Source organism: Pseudomonas sp. PvP089 (genome assembly GCF_017875165.1).
Taxonomy (GTDB): Bacteria; Pseudomonadota; Gammaproteobacteria; order Pseudomonadales; family Pseudomonadaceae; genus Aquipseudomonas; species Aquipseudomonas fortuita.
In genome coordinates this window covers 5,330,777-5,347,781 of the sequence record NZ_JAGGME010000001.1, presented here as the reverse complement: position 1 = coordinate 5,347,781, position 17,005 = coordinate 5,330,777, and the positions used below count along the sequence as shown (strand labels likewise).

General features: G+C 62.3%; 13 protein-coding genes. 4 read left to right on the top strand and 9 right to left on the bottom strand.

Annotated features, from left to right (window positions below):
* Positions 1–58 precede the first annotated feature (58 nt).
* The 5 genes from J3A71_RS24410 to J3A71_RS24390 all read right to left on the bottom strand — a co-directional run bounded on the left by J3A71_RS24410 (position 59) and on the right by J3A71_RS24390 (position 7,791).
* Positions 59–1,669: an ABC transporter substrate-binding protein gene (locus J3A71_RS24410; protein WP_209953403.1), complete on the bottom strand. Its 1,611-nt coding sequence runs from the start codon at positions 1,667–1,669 to the stop codon at positions 59–61.
* Positions 1,670–1,749: 80 nt separating this feature from the next.
* Positions 1,750–3,129 carry an OprD family porin gene (locus J3A71_RS24405; protein WP_023048009.1) on the bottom strand — a complete coding sequence of 460 codons (1,380 nt, stop codon included), beginning with the start codon at positions 3,127–3,129 and terminating at the stop codon, positions 1,750–1,752.
* Between the two features lie 228 nt (positions 3,130–3,357).
* Positions 3,358–4,950, bottom strand: a complete 1,593-nt coding sequence (locus tag J3A71_RS24400) for an ABC transporter substrate-binding protein (RefSeq protein WP_060517620.1) — start codon at positions 4,948–4,950, stop codon at positions 3,358–3,360.
* Positions 4,951–5,095: 145 nt separating this feature from the next.
* A complete protein-coding gene (locus J3A71_RS24395) occupies positions 5,096–6,721 on the bottom strand; it encodes an ABC transporter substrate-binding protein (RefSeq protein WP_209953401.1) in 1,626 nt (541 codons plus the stop codon).
* Between the two features lie 353 nt (positions 6,722–7,074).
* Positions 7,075–7,791 carry an SIMPL domain-containing protein gene (locus J3A71_RS24390; protein ID WP_016485011.1) on the bottom strand — a complete coding sequence of 239 codons (717 nt, stop codon included), beginning with the start codon at positions 7,789–7,791 and terminating at the stop codon, positions 7,075–7,077.
* Between the two features lie 200 nt (positions 7,792–7,991).
* Here J3A71_RS24390 and J3A71_RS24385 point away from each other — a divergent pair, with 200 nt between their 5' ends.
* The 4 genes from J3A71_RS24385 to J3A71_RS24370 all read left to right on the top strand — a co-directional run bounded on the left by J3A71_RS24385 (position 7,992) and on the right by J3A71_RS24370 (position 12,372).
* Entirely contained in the window at positions 7,992–9,248 is a 1,257-nt protein-coding gene (locus J3A71_RS24385; RefSeq protein WP_016485012.1) for an ATP-binding protein, read from the top strand.
* A complete protein-coding gene (locus J3A71_RS24380; RefSeq protein ID WP_003255244.1) occupies positions 9,248–9,808 on the top strand; it encodes a response regulator in 561 nt (186 codons plus the stop codon). Before J3A71_RS24385 ends, J3A71_RS24380 begins: the two co-directional genes overlap by 1 nt.
* Positions 9,809–10,015: 207 nt before the next feature.
* Positions 10,016–10,957, top strand: coding sequence for an AEC family transporter (locus J3A71_RS24375; RefSeq protein WP_016485013.1), 942 nt, complete (start codon positions 10,016–10,018; stop codon positions 10,955–10,957).
* A gap of 53 nt (positions 10,958–11,010) precedes the next feature.
* The gene (locus J3A71_RS24370) at positions 11,011–12,372 is read left to right on the top strand and encodes an amino acid permease (RefSeq protein ID WP_023048012.1); all 1,362 of its coding nucleotides are present in this window, start codon (positions 11,011–11,013) and stop codon (positions 12,370–12,372) included.
* Between the two features lie 95 nt (positions 12,373–12,467).
* On the opposite strand, the gene J3A71_RS24365 is transcribed toward J3A71_RS24370, so the two are convergent.
* From J3A71_RS24365 to gatA, 4 genes are all read right to left on the bottom strand, one after another.
* The gene (locus tag J3A71_RS24365) at positions 12,468–13,511 is read right to left on the bottom strand and encodes a calcium/sodium antiporter (RefSeq protein ID WP_102689434.1); all 1,044 of its coding nucleotides are present in this window, start codon (positions 13,509–13,511) and stop codon (positions 12,468–12,470) included.
* A gap of 60 nt (positions 13,512–13,571) precedes the next feature.
* The gene (locus tag J3A71_RS24360; RefSeq protein ID WP_095115795.1) at positions 13,572–13,946 is read right to left on the bottom strand and encodes a septal ring lytic transglycosylase RlpA family protein; all 375 of its coding nucleotides are present in this window, start codon (positions 13,944–13,946) and stop codon (positions 13,572–13,574) included.
* Positions 13,947–14,082: 136 nt separating this feature from the next.
* On the bottom strand, positions 14,083–15,528 hold the full coding sequence (gatB, locus tag J3A71_RS24355; protein WP_145913321.1) for an Asp-tRNA(Asn)/Glu-tRNA(Gln) amidotransferase subunit GatB: 1,446 nt from the start codon (positions 15,526–15,528) through the stop codon (positions 14,083–14,085).
* Positions 15,529–15,539: 11 nt separating this feature from the next.
* Positions 15,540–16,991, bottom strand: a complete 1,452-nt coding sequence (gatA, locus tag J3A71_RS24350) for an Asp-tRNA(Asn)/Glu-tRNA(Gln) amidotransferase subunit GatA (protein WP_209953400.1) — start codon at positions 16,989–16,991, stop codon at positions 15,540–15,542.
* Between the last annotated feature and the right edge of the window lie 14 nt (positions 16,992–17,005).

Here is a 17,005-nt window from a genome sequence, read left to right as displayed (position 1 = left end):
CAGCCCGGTACGGCAATGCCGCCGGTCCCCGTGTGGGTTGCCGGCGGTCGTTGTTGTTCTACTTCACCTTGGTGGTGGCGAAGTTATTGTTGGTCAGAGGGCTGATCACGTAGCCCTCCACGTTGTCACGCATGGCGGTGAACATCTTTGGATGGGCCATGCTGATCCAGGGTTGGTCGTCATCGTACACCTTCAATGCCTCGCTATAGAGCCTTGCGCGCTCGTCGTTGTCGACCACCTCGCGGGCACGGGTGATCAGCTCCTGGAATTTCGAGTTGCACCAGCGGGCGTAGTTCTCGCCGGTTTTGGCGGCGTCGCAACTGAGCAGCGGGGTGAGGAAGTTGTCGGGGTCGCCGTTGTCGCCAGCCCAGCCGGTGGACACGAGGTCGGCCTCGCCATTTTTTGCACGGCGCAGCATTTCGGCCCATTCCATCACGCGGATATCCAGCTGCAGGCCGATCTGCTTCAGGTCGGCCTGCAGCATCTCGGCCGACAGGCGCGGGTTAGGGTTGGTCATGCCACCGCCGTTGCGGGTAAACAGTGTGATCACCGTGCCTTCCGGTACGCCAGCTTCCTTGAGCAGGGCGCGTGCCTTTGCGAGGTCGCGGGGCGGGTTCTGGTTGGCGGTGTTGAAGCCAGGCATGGTCGGTGGGTAGGGGTTCACACCCACCAGCGCGTTGCCTTTGCCGAACAGCTGGTCGACATGAGTCTGCCGATCGAACGCCATATTGATGGCTTTGCGCACGCGTACATCGCTGAGGTATTTGTGCTCGGTATTCATGGCGATGTAGCCGGTGACAAGCGCTTCGATTTCGGCGACCTTGAGTTTCGGGTCGGCCTTGATCGATGGCACGTCATCCGGCTTGGGGTACAAGGCGACCTGGCATTCGTTGGCGCGCAGCTTCTGCAGGCGCACGTTGCTGTCGGTGGCGATGGCGAACACCAGCGCGTCGGCCGGCGGTTTGCCGCGGAAGTAGTCTGGGTTGGGTTTGAAGCGGACCTGCGCATCCTTGTTGTAACGCTGGAAGATGAACGGGCCGGTGCCGACCGGCTTACTGTTCAGCTCGGCGGTTTTACCGGCCCTGAGCAACTGGTCACCGTACTCGGCGGAGTAGATCGAGGTGAAGCCCATGGCCATGTCATGCAGGAACGGTGCTTCCGGCCGGGCCAGGGTGATCACCACGGTGTGGTCGTCGGTCTTGATCACCGATTTGAGCAGCTGCTTGAAGGCCATGCTTTCAAAATACGGGTAGCCGACGCTGGTTTTGTCGTGCCACGGGTGGTGCGGGTCAAGCTGGCGGTTGAGGCTCCACAACACATCGTCGGCGTTGAAGTCGCGGGTCGGCTCGAAGTAGTCGGTGGTGTGGAACTTCACCCCTTGGCGCAGATGGAAGGTGTAGGTCAGCCCGTCTGGCGAAATGTCCCAGCGCTCGGCCAGGGCCGGCTGGACGTCGGTGGTGCCTGGTTTGAAGTCGACCAGGCGGTTGAACAGTGTCTCGGACGTCGCATCAAGTGTGACCGCGGTGGTGTACTGGACAACGTCGAACCCTTCCGGGCTGGCCTCGGTACAGACCACCAGCGGTTTGGCTGCCAGCTGCGTTGCGCTGCCCAGCACCAGCGTGGCGAGGGCAAGGCGTAACGGTAGCGATTTGATGAAAGCGCTCTGCATGGGTTGAACACTCCCTGCTTTTGCATTGATTCCAGCGTAGCCGCCACGGCCCGCTGCGAAGGGGGCCGTGGCGCCAGCGGTCAAAGAATGTTGAATGGAATGGTGGTAACCACCCGGAACTCGTCCAGGCTGCCGTCACCCTGTGCCTTGCTGGCGCGGTGGGTGGTGTAGGTCGCGCGGATGCTGGTGTCTCTCAGCGGCCCGCTCTGCACCGCGTAGCTGGTGCCGATGCCCCACTCGTAGTGGGTTTCGCCGTTCAGGCCATTCACGTCGTAGGCGGTGCCGCGGTAGTGAGTGCCGTCAATGCCCCAGCCGCGTGCGTTGTACAGGTTGAACTTCAGCCCTGGCACGCCGTAGGGCGCCATGTTCAATACATAGGAAAGCTGCAGCGACTTCTCGTTGGGGCCGTTGAAGTCCGACAACAACGAGTTGGCCAGGTAGATGCCGTTGGTTTCGTGCAGGTAGTCGAAGTATTCGTTGCCGTTCACCTGCTGCCACGAGGCGCTGAGGGTATGGGCCTGGTGGGTCAGGCCGAGCGACAGGCTGTAGGTGTCGTTGTCGATCTTGCCCATTTTCTGGCTGCCGGCATCGACGGTCTTGTAGTAGTTAAGGCCGGTGCTCAGGCTGAGCACTGCGCTGTCGCCGAGCACGTGGTTGGCGCCGAAGTAGTACTGGTTCCAGAAGTCGTCTACCTGGGTGGCATACAGGCTGGTACTCAGGCTTTTGAACGGCTGGTAATTGATGCCGGCAGTGCTGGCGCGGTCGGTTTCCACGCCGGTGGCGCCGTATTCGCTGCGAAACTTGCTAAGGCTTTGTTCGGTGCGTGGCGAAACGCGGTCGAAAGTGCCCAGATCGAGGCTCAGGTTGTCGAACTCGGCGCTGTGCAGGAACGCGCCCTGGAAGCTCGATGGCAGGGCGCGGTTGCCGATGTAGGCGATCATGGGCGTGTCCACCGACTGGCGGCCAAGGGTAAGGGTGGTGTTGGACACGCGCGCCTTGATGTTGCCCAGGCCCAGTTTGCTCCACTGGCCGACGGGGTCGCCATCGCTGTGGGTGAGGGTGCGGTTGTTGGGGCCGGCAATCGCTTCGCGGCTCTGCTGCAGGGCGATGGCGTTATAGCCAGCGGCCTCGACAGCGAAACCCACGGTGCCTTGGGTGAAACCGGAGCTGTAGTTGAGGATGGTGCCCTGCAGCCAGTTTTCCCGGCTGTGGGTGGGGTGGCGGGTGCCGTCGCTCTTGTAGTACTTCCACAGCGGGGCGCGTGCAGCGCGTTCGCGGGCGTACCAGTTGCGGGTGCTGCCGGACAGGCTCTGGCCGTCGATGAAGCCGCTGGCTTGCGCCTGCGCGCTGCTGCCTTTGAGGGTGAGCGGAATGTAGTCCTGGCTTTGCGGATCGGCCTGGGCCACGGTGGAAAATGCACTGATGGATAAGGCCAGTGCGCTCAGGGTTGGTACTTTCAAGGTTGAAGCTCCCATTGCTTTCTAGTTATTGCCGGCCTTGTGGGCCGGGTTTTTTGCTGCGGTGTTGCCAGAGTTGCCCGGGGTCGCCGGGCTAAAAGGGGGCGTTGTGTTGCCTGTGCTGGCCTTTTGGCGGGCAAGCCCGCTCCCACAGATAGGGCGCAAGGTCCGAACCTGTAGAGATCCTGCGGGAGCGGGCTTGCCCGCGAAGAGGCCGGTATTGGCTAACGCTTAATCAACACTCACACCGGAAAAATCATTGCGCCCAAACGGGCTGACCTTGAACTCAGAAACCTTGATGCTGAGCGGCTGGTTAACTGTGGAATGCGCCACCGGCGTAATCGGCACCTGCTGTTTGAGCCGTTGCTGGGCCTGCCGGTACAGCGCACTGCGCTGCGGTTGGTCTGTGACCTGCTTGGCCTGCTTGACCAGGCTGTCGTACTGCGGGTCGCACCACAGCGAGTAGTTGTTGCTGCCGATGGCATCGCAGCTGTACAGGGTGCCTAGCCAGTTGTCCGGGTCACCGTTGTCGCCGGTCCAGCCAATCAGGGCGATGTCGTGCTCGCCGCTTTTCATGCGCTTGAGGTACTCGCCCCATTCGTAACTGACGATGCGCACCTTGAACCCGAGTTTGTTCCAGTCTGCCTGGAGCATTTCGGCCATCAGCTTGGCGTTGGGGTTGTAAGGGCGTTGCACCGGCATGGCCCAAAGGGTGACTTCGGTGCCAGGTTTGACGCCGGCCTGCTGCAGCAGCTGCCTGGCCTTTTGCGGGTCGTAGGGCGCGTCTTTGAGGCTTTCGTCATAGGACCACTGGGTCGGTGGCATGGCGTTGACTGCCAGTTGGCCGGAATCCTGATACACCGCCTGGAGTATGGCTTTCTTGTTCACAGCCATGTCCATCGCCTGGCGCACCTCCAGCCGGTCGAACGGTGGGTGCTGGGTGTTGTAGGCGATGTAGCCGAGGTTGAAGCCTGGTTGCTGCAATACCCGCAGCGAGCTGTCGGCCTTGAGCGCTGGCAGGTCGGCCGGGCGAGGGTGCAGGGTGACCTGGCATTCGTTGCGGCGCAGTTTCTGGATGCGTACCGAAGGGTCGATGTTGATCGAGAACACCAGGTTGTCGATTTTCACCTCATCCGGCGCCCAGTACTCCTTGTTGCCTTTGTAGCGGATCTGCGAATCCTTCTGATAACGCTGGAACACGAACGGCCCGGTGCCGATGGGCTGCTGGTTGATGTCGCTCGGTCTTGCGCTGGCCATCAGTTGCCCGGCGTATTCGGCGGAGAGGATGGAGGCGAAGCTCATGGCCAGGTTCTGGATGAACGCGGCATCGACCGTGTTCAGGGTGAATGCCACAGTCAGCGGGTCGATTTTCTCGACATGGGCGATGTTCTTGTCCAGGCCCATGCTGATGAAGTAAGGAAACTCGGTAGGGTAGGCCTGGCGGAACGGGTGGCCTTTGTCGAGCATGCGGTTGAAGGTGAACAGCACATCGTCGGCGTTGAAATCGCGGCTTGGGGAGAAGGCCTTGTTGCTGTGGAACTTCACCCCTTCACGCAGGTGGAAGGTATAGCGCAAGCCATCGTCGGATACTTCCCAGCGGGTTGCCAGGGCAGGGTGCACGGCAGTACCACCACGCTCGAACTCGACCAGGCGGTTGTAGATCGGCTCGGCGGCGTCGTTGTCGGTGGCGCTGGTGTACTGGGCGGTGTCGAAGCCGGCGGGGCTGCCCTCGGAGCAAAACACCAGGTTGTTCGCCAACAGGGCCGGGGATTGGCTCATCAGGCCCAGGGCCAGCAAGGTTGAAAGACGGGTCGCGTGACGCATGGCAAGTCCTTTTTCAGCTGTTTGCGCCGCCTCGGGGTGCGAATGGCGGCAACAGTTCGCCCACCCCGCAGCGGATAGCCGCGGGACGACATGAAGAGGGGGAAGGGGGCAAGGCACCCGCCAGATGGCGGGTGCTGGGGTTACCCTATTTGTCCACGCTTACGCCATAGAAGGCGTTCAGCGCAAACGGGCTGATCTTGAAGTCCTTCACTTTGGCGCTCATGGGCTGATACACGGTGGAGTGGGCGATCGGGGTAATCGGCACCTGCTCCTTGAGAATGTGCTGCGCCTGCTGGTACAGCTCGGTGCGCTTGGCCTGGTCGGAGGTGGCCTTGGCCTGCTTGATCAGGTCGTCGTAGGGCTTGTAGCACCACTTGGAGAAGTTGTTGCCGTCGACGGCATCGCAGCCGTAGAGGGTGCCCAGCCAGTTGTCCGGGTCACCGTTGTCGCCGCTCCAGCCAATCAGCATGGCGCCTTGTTCGCCACCTTTGGAGCGTTTGATGTACTCGCCCCATTCATAGCTGACGATTTTGGCCTTGATGCCGATCTTGGCCCAGTCGGATTGCAGCATTTCGGCCATCAGCTTGGCATTGGGGTTGTATGGGCGTTGCACGGGCATGGCCCACAGGGTGATCTCGGTGCCTTCCTTGATGCCGGCTTCCTTGAGCAGCTGTTTAGCTTTTTCGGGGTCGAAGGGGGCGTCCTTTATGCTGTCGTCATACGACCACTGGGTCGGCGGCATGGCATTGACTGCCAACTGGCCGGCGCCCTGGTAGACCGACTCGATGATCTTCTTCTTGTCCACCGCCATGTCCAGCGCCTGGCGCACTTTCAGCTGAGCCATGGGGTTGGGCTCGTTGCTGCCCTTGATCTTGTCCATCACGTTGTAGGCGATGTAGCCCAGGTTGAACCCGGCTTGCTGGGGCATCTGCAGGTGCTTGTCGGCCTTTAGCGGCTCGATGTCGGCTGGCCGCGGGAACAGGGTGACCTGGCACTCGTTCTTCTTCAGTTTTTGCATGCGTACCGAGGCATCGGTGGTGATGGCGAAGATCAGGTTGTCGATCTTCACGTCCTCGGGCTGCCAGTAGTCCTTGTTGCCCTTGAAGCGAATCTGCGCGTCCTTCTGGTACTTGCTGAACACGAACGGGCCGGTGCCGATCGGCTTCTGGTTGATGTCGGCGGCCTTGCCGTTCTTGAGCAATTGGTCGGCGTACTCGGCGGACTGGATGGAAGCGAAGCTCATGGCCAGGTTCTGGATGAACGCAGCGTCGACCTCGTTAAGGGTGAACTTCACCGTGTGCTCGTCCAGCTTTTCCACCTTGGCGATGTTCTTGTCCATGCCCATGTCGGTGAAATACGGGAACTCGGTAGGGTAGGCCTTGCGGAACGGATGATCCTTGTCGAGCATGCGGTTGAAGGTGAACAGCACATCGTCGGCGTTGAAGGGCCGGCTGGGCTTGAAGTAGTCGGTGGTATGGAACTTGACGCCTTCGCGCAGGTGGAAGGTGTAGGTCTTGCCGTCGTCGGACACTTCCCACTTGGTCGCCAGGCCCGGGATAACTGCAGTACCGCCTCGTTCGAACTGGGTCAAGCGGTTGAACACGGTCTCTGCCGAGGCGTCGAAGTCGGTCCCGGTGGTGTACTGGCCCGGGTCAAAACCGGCCGGGCTGCCCTCTGAGCAAAACACCAGGTTGGACGCGGCCAGGACCGACGGCGCGCCGGTGAGCAAGCCTGCGCCAAGCAGGAACGGAATGACTGCGTGTTTGAGCATGGTGGCCTCATTGTTGTCATTTTTTGGATGAGGTGGCCTCGTGAGCCGACCTGAGGATACTTATGCAGGGGGTGTTCCCAATGCAACAGGTATAAGGATAGTTGGCGCCGGAAAAGTGGTACGGGCGTACATGGATGTCGCATCAGTATAACTTTAGGCGAAGTTAAACGTTTGCGCAGGCAAAATGATGGCATTTTGCGCGATGTTTCTAGGCGGTGATAAACGTAGGATGCACCTGGGTGTTGCGTAGGAAATGTCTGAAAAGCAGACTCAAGCGGCAAGCGCCAAGCGGCAAGCCAAAGCAGACCGGGTTTACAGTCAACTTGAAGCTTGCCGCTTGAAGCTCGTGGCTGTCAGGGCATTTGCACTTCGATCAGGCCATCAGCATTCATGCTCACTTCGCTGGTGCCCGCCTCGATATCCGGCGCTGGCGCTGCTTCGTCGGCCCCCATGGCTTTCATCGCCATCGGCGCACTGCGCAGGTACGGGCGCGGGTAACCGCTGCTGTTGAGGTTCAGGCTGACCACTTTGTAGCCCTTGCCGCCCAGCGCCTCGGTGGCCAGTTGAGCACGCGCCTTGAAGGCATCGACGGCGTCCTTGAGCAATGCATCCTCACTGGCCTTGCGTGTGGCCGGTGCGATGGAGAAGTCCATGCCGCCCATTTTCAGCTCTTGCAGCAGGTCGGCTGTGAGCTGGGACAGGGCCGGGAAGTTGTCGCTTTCCAGGCGCAGCTCGGCGCGCTCGCGCCAGCCGGTAATCTTCTGGCCCTTGCTGTCATACACCGGGTAGCTGTTGCGGCTGCCTTGGCTGATCTTCACGTCCTTGACCTGTCGCGACTGCTGCACGGCCTTGTTCATGGTTTCGGTGATCTGCTTGGCCAGCTTGCCCGGGTCGCTGTTCTGCGCTTCGCTGTACAGGGTCACGACCATCAGGTCGCGCGGCACTTCCTTGCTCACTTCAGCGCGCAGCGATACCTGGTTGTAACGTGGCTCATCGGCAGCTAGCGCAGGCAGGCTGGCGAGCAAGCCGCAGGACAGAATCAGGGCGGCGCCGCGACGTGGGATTTGCATGTGGTACTCCTTGGCAATAAAAGGCGTGGGGTTTGGCCATCATTCCACGCATGGCCCATCAGACCGGCAACAGTGTAGTGGGTTCAAAAGTGCCATCATGAACCTGTGACAAACTGTGGCGCTTTGCCGCAGCGCTGCAGCGAGGCGCCCGGCTTCGGTATACTCCAGCCGATTTTCTGGAGCACTCATCAGGAGAGCTCATGCTCGCCGCCGTACAACCGCTATCTGCTACCCGCCAGAACCTTTGGCGCCTGACCGTCATCCGGGTCCTGGTCCTGGCTGCCCAGGCTGGCTCCGTGGGCGTCGCCTACTGGACCGAATTGCTACCCTTGCCGTGGCTGTCGCTGGCGGGCACCTTGGCTTTGTCGTCGCTGCTGTGTGCCTTCACCGCGCTGCGCTTGCGCCTGTCGCTGCCCGTCACCGAAATGGAGTACGCCCTGCAGTTGGCCTGTGACCTGTTGATCCACAGTGCCTTGCTGTATTACTCCGGCGGCTCGACCAACCCGTTCGTGTCGTATTACCTGGTACCGCTGGCGATTGCCGCAGTGACCTTGCCGTGGCTGTATTCGCTGATTCTGTCGGGTATCGCCCTGACCGCCTACAGCCTGCTGCTGGTGCAGTTCTACCCGCTTGAGGGCCTGCCCATGGCGCGGGACAAGATGCAGGTCTACGGCATGTGGCTGAGCATTGCCCTGGCTGCGGCGGTGATCACTTTCTTTGCCGCACGCATGGCCGAAGAGCTGCGCCGCCAGGAGCAACTGCGGTCCGAGCGGCGTGAAGAAAGCCTGCGCGATGAGCAACTGCTGGCCGTGGCTACCCAGGCCGCCGGTGCTGCCCATGAGCTGGGCACGCCACTGGCGACCATGAGCGTGCTGATCAACGAAATGCGTCAGGACCACACCGACCCGCTGCTGCAGGAAGACCTGCAGATCCTGCAGGACCAGGTAAAGCTGTGCAAAGAGACCTTGCAACAGCTGGTGCGCGCCGCCGAAGCCAACCGCCGCCTGGCGATCGTGGAGCAGGAGGTGACCGCCTGGCTGGACGAGGCGCTGAACCGCTGGCACCTGATGCGCCCGGAAGCCAGCTACCGCTTCCAGCGGTTGCGCGATGGCAAAGTGCCGCGCCTGACGCCACCACCAGACCTGACCCAGGCGCTGCTGAACCTGTTGAACAATGCAGCCGATGCCTGCCCCGATGACTTGGAAGTGCGCCTGGACTGGGACGCTCAGGACATCGTCATCAGTATCCGTGACCATGGCCCTGGCGTGCCGCCGGCCATTGCCGAAGCCATCGGCAAACCCTTCATTACCACCAAAGGCAAAGGCTTCGGCCTGGGCCTGTTCTTGAGCAAGGCCAGCGTGACCCGTGCGGGCGGTTCGGTGAAACTCTATAGTCATGAACAGGGTGGCACCCTGACCGAATTGCGCCTGCCCTATGGCAAGCGAGGAGATGAATGATGAGCGAAGAAAACCAGGTCGAAAGCGAAGAGCTGCCGCACCTGCTGTTGGTGGATGACGATGCCACCTTCACCCGGGTCATGGCCCGGGCAATGAGCCGTCGCGGTTTCCGCGTGAGCACCGCCAGTTCGGCCGAGGAAGGCTTGATTCTGGCCCAGCAGGACCTGCCAGATTACGCCACGCTGGACCTGAAGATGGACGGTGACTCCGGCCTTGTGCTGCTGCCCAAGCTGCTGGAGCTGGACCCTGAAATGCGCGTGGTGATCCTGACCGGTTACTCGAGCATTGCCACGGCGGTGGAAGCGGTCAAGCGCGGCGCCTGCAATTACCTGTGCAAACCGGCTGACGCCGATGATGTGCTGGCAGCATTGCTGTCGGAGCACACCGACCTGGATACCCTGGTGCCGGAAAACCCGATGTCGGTCGACCGCCTGCAGTGGGAACACATCCAGCGCGTACTGAACGAGCACGAGGGCAACATTTCGGCCACCGCACGTGCGCTGGGCATGCACCGCCGGACCTTGCAGCGCAAGCTGCAGAAGCGCCCGGTCCGGCGCTGAGTCCGCGTTGCCCTCTTCGCGGGGCAAGCCCGCTCCCACAGGCCCTGAACAGGTCTGGAGATTTGTGCGATACCTGTGGGAGCGGGCTTGTCCCGCGAAGAGGCCGGCACTGACAGAAATTTTTCTACAAGCCCGCGATCCCCGCAAATACCAGCCGTTGGCGTATCATTAGCCACCTAACGGCAACCTCTCCAGGATCGCTTGCGCATGCTCGCCCTTCTTATCCAGACGCTGAACATCACGGCACCTGTCTTCGCCATGCTGTTCATGGGCGTGCTGCTCAAACGCATCCGTCTGATCGACGATAATTTCAACCGCGTTGCCTCGCAGTTGGTGTTCAACGTCTGCATGCCTGCGCTGTTGTTCCTCGGCATTTACCACGCCGACCTGGCTGCTGCGGTGAAGCCCGGTGTCATCCTTTACTTCATCGTCGCCACTCTGGTGGGCTTCGGCGTCGCTTGGGGCATGGCCATCTGGCGTAGCCCGCAGGCCGACCGGGGCATCTATACCCAGGGCGCGTTCCGCGGCAACAACGGCGTGATCGGCCTGGCCCTGGCTGCCAGCCTTTACGGCGACTACGGTATTTCGCTGGGTGCAGTGCTCGCCGGCCTGGTCATCCTGATGTACAACTCGCTGTCGGCAGTGGTGCTGGCGGTGTACAGCCCGGACCTCAAGTCCGACCCGTGGAGCATCTGCAAGAGCATTTTAAGCAACCCGCTGATCATCAGCGTGCTGGTCGCGACACCCATGGCTTACGGCCAGGTGCCGCTCCCTAACTGGCTGCTGACTTCAGGTGATTACCTGGCACAGATGACCCTGCCGTTGGCATTGATGTGTATTGGCGGCACCCTGTCGCTGGCGGCGCTGCGCGACAGCGGCCGGCTGGCCATCGACGCCAGCCTGGTAAAGATGGTCTGGCTGCCGCTGGCCGGCACCCTCGGTGCCTGGCTGTGCGGCTTTCGCGGGGCCGAACTGGGTATCCTGTTCCTGTACATCGGCAGCCCGACCGCAGCTGCCAGTTACGTCATGGCGCGGGCGGCCAACGGCAACCATGAGCTGGCTGCGTCGATCATCGTGATCACCACCTTAATGGCGGCAATCACCACCAATATCGGCATTTTCATCTTGCAGTGGGGCGGATGGATCTAGATCCTTGACTGCAAACAACACAAAAACAGCCTCACTGAGCTAAAGGACACTTCATGCAAGACCAGAGCAAGCCCGAGCAGTTACAGCGCGGGCTGAAGAATCGCCATATCCAGCTGATCGCGCTGGGCGGGGCCATCGGTACCGGCTTGTTCCTGGGCATCGCCCAGACCATCCAGCTGGCCGGGCCCTCCGTACTGCTGGGGTATGCCATCGCTGGCCTGATGGCCTTCCTGATCATGCGCCAGCTGGGTGAAATGGTGGTGGAAGAGCCGGTGGCCGGTAGCTTCAGCCACTTTGCCCACCAGTACTGGAGCGAGTTTGCAGGCTTCGTGTCGGGCTGGAACTACTGGGTGGTGTATGTACTGGTTGGCATGGCCGAGCTGACGGCCGTGGGTATCTACGTGCAGTACTGGTGGCCGGAATTCCCCACCTGGGCCACGGCGGCGATATTTTTTGTGGTGATCAACCTGATCAACCTGACCCAGGTGAAGGTCTACGGCGAAATGGAATTCTGGTTCGCCCTGATCAAGGTAGTGGCCATCGTCAGCATGATCGGCTTCGGCGCCTGGTTGCTGAGCAGCGGCCATGGCGGCCCGGATGCCAGCGTGGCCAACCTGTGGCAGTACGGCGGCTTCTTCCCTAACGGTGTCAGCGGCTTGGTGATGGCGCTGGCGGTGATCATGTTCTCGTTCGGTGGGCTGGAGCTGGTGGGTATCACTGCTGCCGAGGCAGACAACCCGCGCCAGAGTATCCCCAAGGCCACCAACCAGGTGGTGTACCGCATCCTGATCTTCTACATCGGTGCCCTGGCGGTGCTGCTGTCCCTGTACCCGTGGCAGAAGGTCGTGCAGGGTGGCAGCCCGTTCGTGATGATTTTCCACGAGCTGGACAGCGACCTGGTGGCAACCATCCTCAACATCGTGGTGCTGACGGCTGCGCTGTCGGTTTACAACAGCTGCGTGTACGCCAACAGCCGCATGCTGTTTGGTCTGGCCAGCCAGGGTGACGCACCGCGCCAGTTGCTGAAAGTCAGCCGCAGCGGCGTGCCGTTGACTGCACTGGGCGTGTCTGCCTTCGCGACCGGGCTGTGCGTGGTGATCAACTACCTCATGCCGGGCGAGGCCTTTGGCTTGCTGATGGCCCTGGCGGTGTCGGCGCTGGTGATCAACTGGGCGAGCATCAGCATTACCCACTTGAAGTTCCGCAAGGCCAAGCTGGCGGCCGGTATTACCCCGTTCTACAAGAGCCTGGGGCACCCGCTGACCAACTACCTGTGCCTGGCGTTCATTGTGCTGATTCTGGTGGTGATGTACCTGACTCCGCCGATTCGCATCTCGGTGATGCTGATCCCGGCATGGATTGCCGTGCTGTGGGTGGCCTTCAAGCTGAAGAAGGCTCGGCAGGTTCGCCGTTAGATTTGTATCGCCTGTGAGAACGAGCGCCGCGCGGGCGGCGCTCGATCTAAAGGGCGACACAAGGCTTAAGGCATGCGCCAGATGACATGGCCCGATCAATGCTGCCGGCGCCAGGCGCGCACGGTGGTATACAGCAGCACCACCGCGAGCACAGGCAGCACATAGAACAGCATCAACCGCTCCAGGCGCCCGGCCAGCGGCATGCCCATGGTGAACGCCGCTACGTGCAGGCCGTAGGCCAGGTACAGGCACAGGAACACCAGGCCTTCGGCGCGGGTGATGCGGTAACCGGAATAGAACACCGGCAGGCTTAGCGCGGCGACGCCGAGCATAACCGGCAGGTCGAAGGCCAGGGCGTTGGGCGAGATCGACAGCGGCACAGGGGTGATCAGCGCGGTCAGGCCCAGCACTGCCAGCAGATTGAACAGGTTGCTGCCGATCACGGTGCCCACGGCGATTTCCCGTTCGCCACGCAGGGCCGCGATCAGCGCGGCGGCGAGCTCTGGCAAGGATGTGCAGATGGCGACGACGGTCAGGCCGATGATGCGCTCGGACAGCCCCAGGTCTGTGGCAACCTCCACGGCGGCCTCCAGCAGCAGGTGGCCCGCCAGGCTCAGCAGGCCAAAGCCGGCCAGCACCTGCAGCAGCGTGCCTGACCAGAAGCGCCTGGCGCTGGATTTTGCCGTGTCCGGCGCGGGGTAAGTGCGTGCGTAGTGGCGCGATTGGTGCCAGAGCATTGCCAGGTAGCCGGCCAGGCCAAGCAGCAGCAGCCCCCCTTCCACCCGGCCCAGGTAACCGTTGGCGGACAAGGCATAGACCAGGCCGCTGGCGAGGATCATCAGCGGAATGTCCAGGCGCACCAGCTGGCGCGACACACGCAGCGGGATGATCAGCGCGGCCAGGCCAAGAATGACCAGTACGTTGAAGATGTTGCTGCCGATCACGCTGCCGACCGCCACATCCGGCGCGCCCTGATAGGCCGCCTGCAGGCTCACGGTCAGTTGTGGTGCTGTACTGCCGAAGGCCACCAGGCTCAGGCCGATGATCAACGGGCGAACATGAAGGCGCTGAGCCAGGCGCAGCGCTGCGCGCACCAGCAATTCGGCGCCGCCGACCAGCAGCAGCAGGGCAATGCCCAGTTGCAACAGGCTGAAGGTGGGAAGGGTGGCCAAGTCGAAAATGGTCGGACTCCTGTCGCGTCAGTCGCTAAGCCCTTGTACTCGCACGCGTGCCGTTCCGCTACGGAGCATGCCGATTTTTTCTGCAGCGGCGCGAGACAGGTCGATCAGGCGGCCGCGGGTGTGAGGGCCACGGTCGTTGATGCGCACCACCACACTGCGCTGGTTGGCCGTGTTGGTGACCCGTACGCGGGTGCCGAACGGCAGGTTGCGGTGGGCGGCGGTAAAACCGTGCTGGTTGAACGGCTCGCCACTGGCGGTGCGTTTGCCGTGGTGGCGCGACCCGTAATAGGAAGCGGTGCCCGTCTGGTCGTAACCACGCGGGTCGATGTCATGGCTGGCGCACCCGGCCAGCAGGGAGAAGAGGGCGAGGGTGCCCCAAAGTCTTTTCAGCAAGTCAGATGTGCTCCAGTGCGGCCATTCGCGGGCTTGCCCGCTCCCACAGGCACATCACCGCCTGTGAGAGCGGTGCAGTACCTGTGGGAGCGGGCAAGCCCGCGAACGAGGGCAGCGCCCTCGCAGCCTATTCAGGTCAGCCTTCGAGCTTGGCCTTGAGCAATTGGTTCACCTGCCCCGGGTTGGCCTTGCCTTTGGAGGCTTTCATCGCCTGGCCGACAAAGAAGCCGAACATCTTGCCACGCTTGGCCTCGTCGGCCGCACGGTACTGTTCGACCTGCTCGGCGTTGGCCGCCAGCATCTCGTCCAGCATCTTGTCGATGGCACCGGTGTCGGTCACCTGCTTCAGGCCTTTGCTTTCGATGATGCTGTCGGCATCGCCTTCACCGGCAGCCATCGCCTCGAATACGGTCTTGGCGATCTTGCCGCTGATGGTGTTGTCGCGGATGCGCAGCAGCATGCCACCCAGGTGCGCGGCGCTGACCGGTGCCTGGTCGATCTCGATGCCCAGCTTGTTGAGCAGGCTGCCCAGCTCGACCATGACCCAGTTGGCCGCCAGCTTGGCGTCGCCACCGATTTTTACCACTTCCTCGAAGTAGTCCGCCTGTTCGCGGCTCGAAGCCAGCACGTTGGCGTCGTAGGCCGACAGGGCATACTGGCGCTGGAAGCGTTCGACCTTCTGCGGCGGCAGCTCCGGCAGGCCGGCGCGGATGGTTTCGAGGAAGCTGTCCTCGATCACCACCGGCAGCAGGTCCGGGTCGGGGAAGTAACGGTAGTCGTTGGCTTCCTCCTTGCTGCGCATGGAGCGGGTTTCATCTTTGTTCGGGTCGTACAGGCGAGTTTCCTGCACCACCTTGCCGCCGTCTTCGATCAGGTCGATCTGGCGCTGGATTTCGCTGTTGATCGCGCGCTCGATGAAGCGGAACGAGTTGACGTTCTTGATCTCGCAGCGGGTGCCGAACTCGGCTTGACCCTTCGGACGAATCGACACGTTGCAGTCGCAGCGCAGCGAGCCTTCGGCCATGTTGCCGTCGCAGATGCCCAGGTAGCGCACCAGTGCGTGGATCGCCTTGACGTAGGCCACGGCTTCCTTGGCGCTGCGCATGTCAGGCTCGGAGACAATTTCCAGCAGCGGGGTGCCGGCACGGTTAAGGTCGATGCCGGTGGAGCCGCTGAAGTCTTCGTGCAGGCTTTTGCCGGCGTCTTCTTCCAGGTGCGCGCGGGTGACCCCGATACGCTTGATGGTGCCGTCTTCCAGGGCGATATCCAGGTGGCCCTTGCCGACGATCGGCAGGTCCATCTGGCTGATCTGGTACCCCTTGGGCAAGTCCGGGTAGAAGTAGTTCTTGCGCGCGAACACGTTGCGCTTGCCGATTTCGGCATCGATGGCCAGGCCGAACATGCACGCCATGCGCACGGCTTCCTGGTTCAGCACCGGCAGTACGCCGGGCATGCCCAGGTCTACCAGGCTGGCCTGGGTGTTCGGCTCGGAGCCGAAGGTGGTGGCGCTGCCGGAGAAGATCTTCGACTGGGTGGCGAGCTGAGTGTGGATTTCAAGCCCGATCACAACTTCCCATTGCATGTGTGAACTCCTCAGAAGCCGTTGGGGGCACGGGTGTGCCAGTCGGTCACTTGCTGGTAGCGGTGCGCGACGTTGAGCAGGCGGCCTTCCTGGAAATACGGCGCCAGCAGCTGCACGCCGACCGGCAGGCCGTCGACGAAGCCAGCCGGCATCGACAGGCCCGGCAGGCCCGCCAGGTTGGCGGTGATGGTGTAGACGTCCTCGAGGTAGGCGGCGACCGGGTCGCTGCTCTTGGCGCCAAGCTTCCAGGCCGGGTTTGGCGTGGTCGGGCCGAGGATCAGGTCGACATCGTTGAAAGCGGCCATGAAGTCGTTCTTGATCAGGCGGCGGATCTGCTGCGCCTTCACGTAGTAGGCGTCGTAGTAGCCGGCCGACAGGGCGTAGGTGCCGACCATGATGCGGCGCTGCACTTCAACGCCGAAGCCTTCGCCACGGGACCGCTTGTACAGGTCGGTGAGGTCTTTCGGCGCTTCGCAGCGGTAACCGAAGCGCACGCCGTCGAAGCGCGACAGGTTGGATGAGGCCTCCGCCGGGGCGATCACGTAGTAGGCCGGGATGGCGTGCTGCATGTTCGGCAGGCTGATTTCCTTGACCACCGCGCCGAGCTTTTCCAGCTCTTTGACGCTGGCCTGGACCAGCTCGGCGATACGTGGATCGAGGCCGGCCCCGAAGTACTCTTTTGGCAGGCCGATGCGCAGGCCCTGCAGCGAAGCGTTCAGGTTGGCGCTGTAGTCCGGCACCGGCTCTTCGATGCTGGTGGAATCCTTGGCGTCGAAACCGGCCATGCCTTGCAGCAGCAGGGCGCAGTCTTCGGCGGTGCGGGCCAGCGGGCCGCCCTGGTCGAGGCTGGAGGCGTAGGCGATCATGCCCCAGCGCGACACACGACCGTACGTCGGCTTGAGGCCGGTGAGGTTGGTCAGTGCTGCCGGCTGGCGGATCGAGCCGCCGGTGTCAGTGCCGGTGGTGGCTGGCAGCAGGCGCGCGGCCACGGCAGCGGCCGAACCGCCCGACGAACCGCCCGGGACGTGTTCGAGGTTCCACGGGTTTTTCACCGCGCCGTAGTGGCTGGATTCGTTGGCCGAACCCATGGCGAACTCGTCCATGTTGGTTTTGCCCAGGGTGACCATGCCGGCTTCAGCCAGCTTGGCGACCACGGTGGCGTCGTAGGGTGCCTTGAAGTTGTCGAGCATCTTCGAGCCGCAACTGGTGCGTACGCCGTTGGTGCAGAACAGGTCCTTGTGGGCGATGGGCGCACCCAGCAGCGCGCCGGTTTCGCCTGCGGCGCGACGGGCGTCGGCGGCACGCGCCTGGCCCAGGGCCAGGTCTTCGGTGACGCTGATGAAGCTGTTGATCTGCGGGTCGAGTTGCTTGACGCGCGCCAACAGGGCGCCAGTCAGCTCTTCGGAGGAAAACGACTTGTCGGCGAGTCCGCGGGCGATCTCGGCCAGGGTCAATTGATGCATGGCAGGCTCTATCC

What these genes read in the sequence shown, in the direction of transcription:
- J3A71_RS24370 (WP_023048012.1), top strand. Translation starts at nt 11,011, where the DNA reads ATGCAAGACCAGAGCAAGCCCGAGCAGTTACAGCGCGGGCTGAAGAAT.
- J3A71_RS24390 (WP_016485011.1), bottom strand. Translation starts at nt 7,791, where the DNA reads ATGCAAATCCCACGTCGCGGCGCCGCCCTGATTCTGTCCTGCGGCTTG.
- gatA (WP_209953400.1), bottom strand. Translation starts at nt 16,991, where the DNA reads ATGCATCAATTGACCCTGGCCGAGATCGCCCGCGGACTCGCCGACAAG.
- J3A71_RS24410 (WP_209953403.1), bottom strand. Translation starts at nt 1,669, where the DNA reads ATGCAGAGCGCTTTCATCAAATCGCTACCGTTACGCCTTGCCCTCGCC.
- J3A71_RS24380 (WP_003255244.1), top strand. Translation starts at nt 9,248, where the DNA reads ATGAGCGAAGAAAACCAGGTCGAAAGCGAAGAGCTGCCGCACCTGCTG.
- J3A71_RS24395 (WP_209953401.1), bottom strand. Translation starts at nt 6,721, where the DNA reads ATGCTCAAACACGCAGTCATTCCGTTCCTGCTTGGCGCAGGCTTGCTC.
- gatB (WP_145913321.1), bottom strand. Translation starts at nt 15,528, where the DNA reads ATGCAATGGGAAGTTGTGATCGGGCTTGAAATCCACACTCAGCTCGCC.
- J3A71_RS24400 (WP_060517620.1), bottom strand. Translation starts at nt 4,950, where the DNA reads ATGCGTCACGCGACCCGTCTTTCAACCTTGCTGGCCCTGGGCCTGATG.
- J3A71_RS24385 (WP_016485012.1), top strand. Translation starts at nt 7,992, where the DNA reads ATGCTCGCCGCCGTACAACCGCTATCTGCTACCCGCCAGAACCTTTGG.
- J3A71_RS24375 (WP_016485013.1), top strand. Translation starts at nt 10,016, where the DNA reads ATGCTCGCCCTTCTTATCCAGACGCTGAACATCACGGCACCTGTCTTC.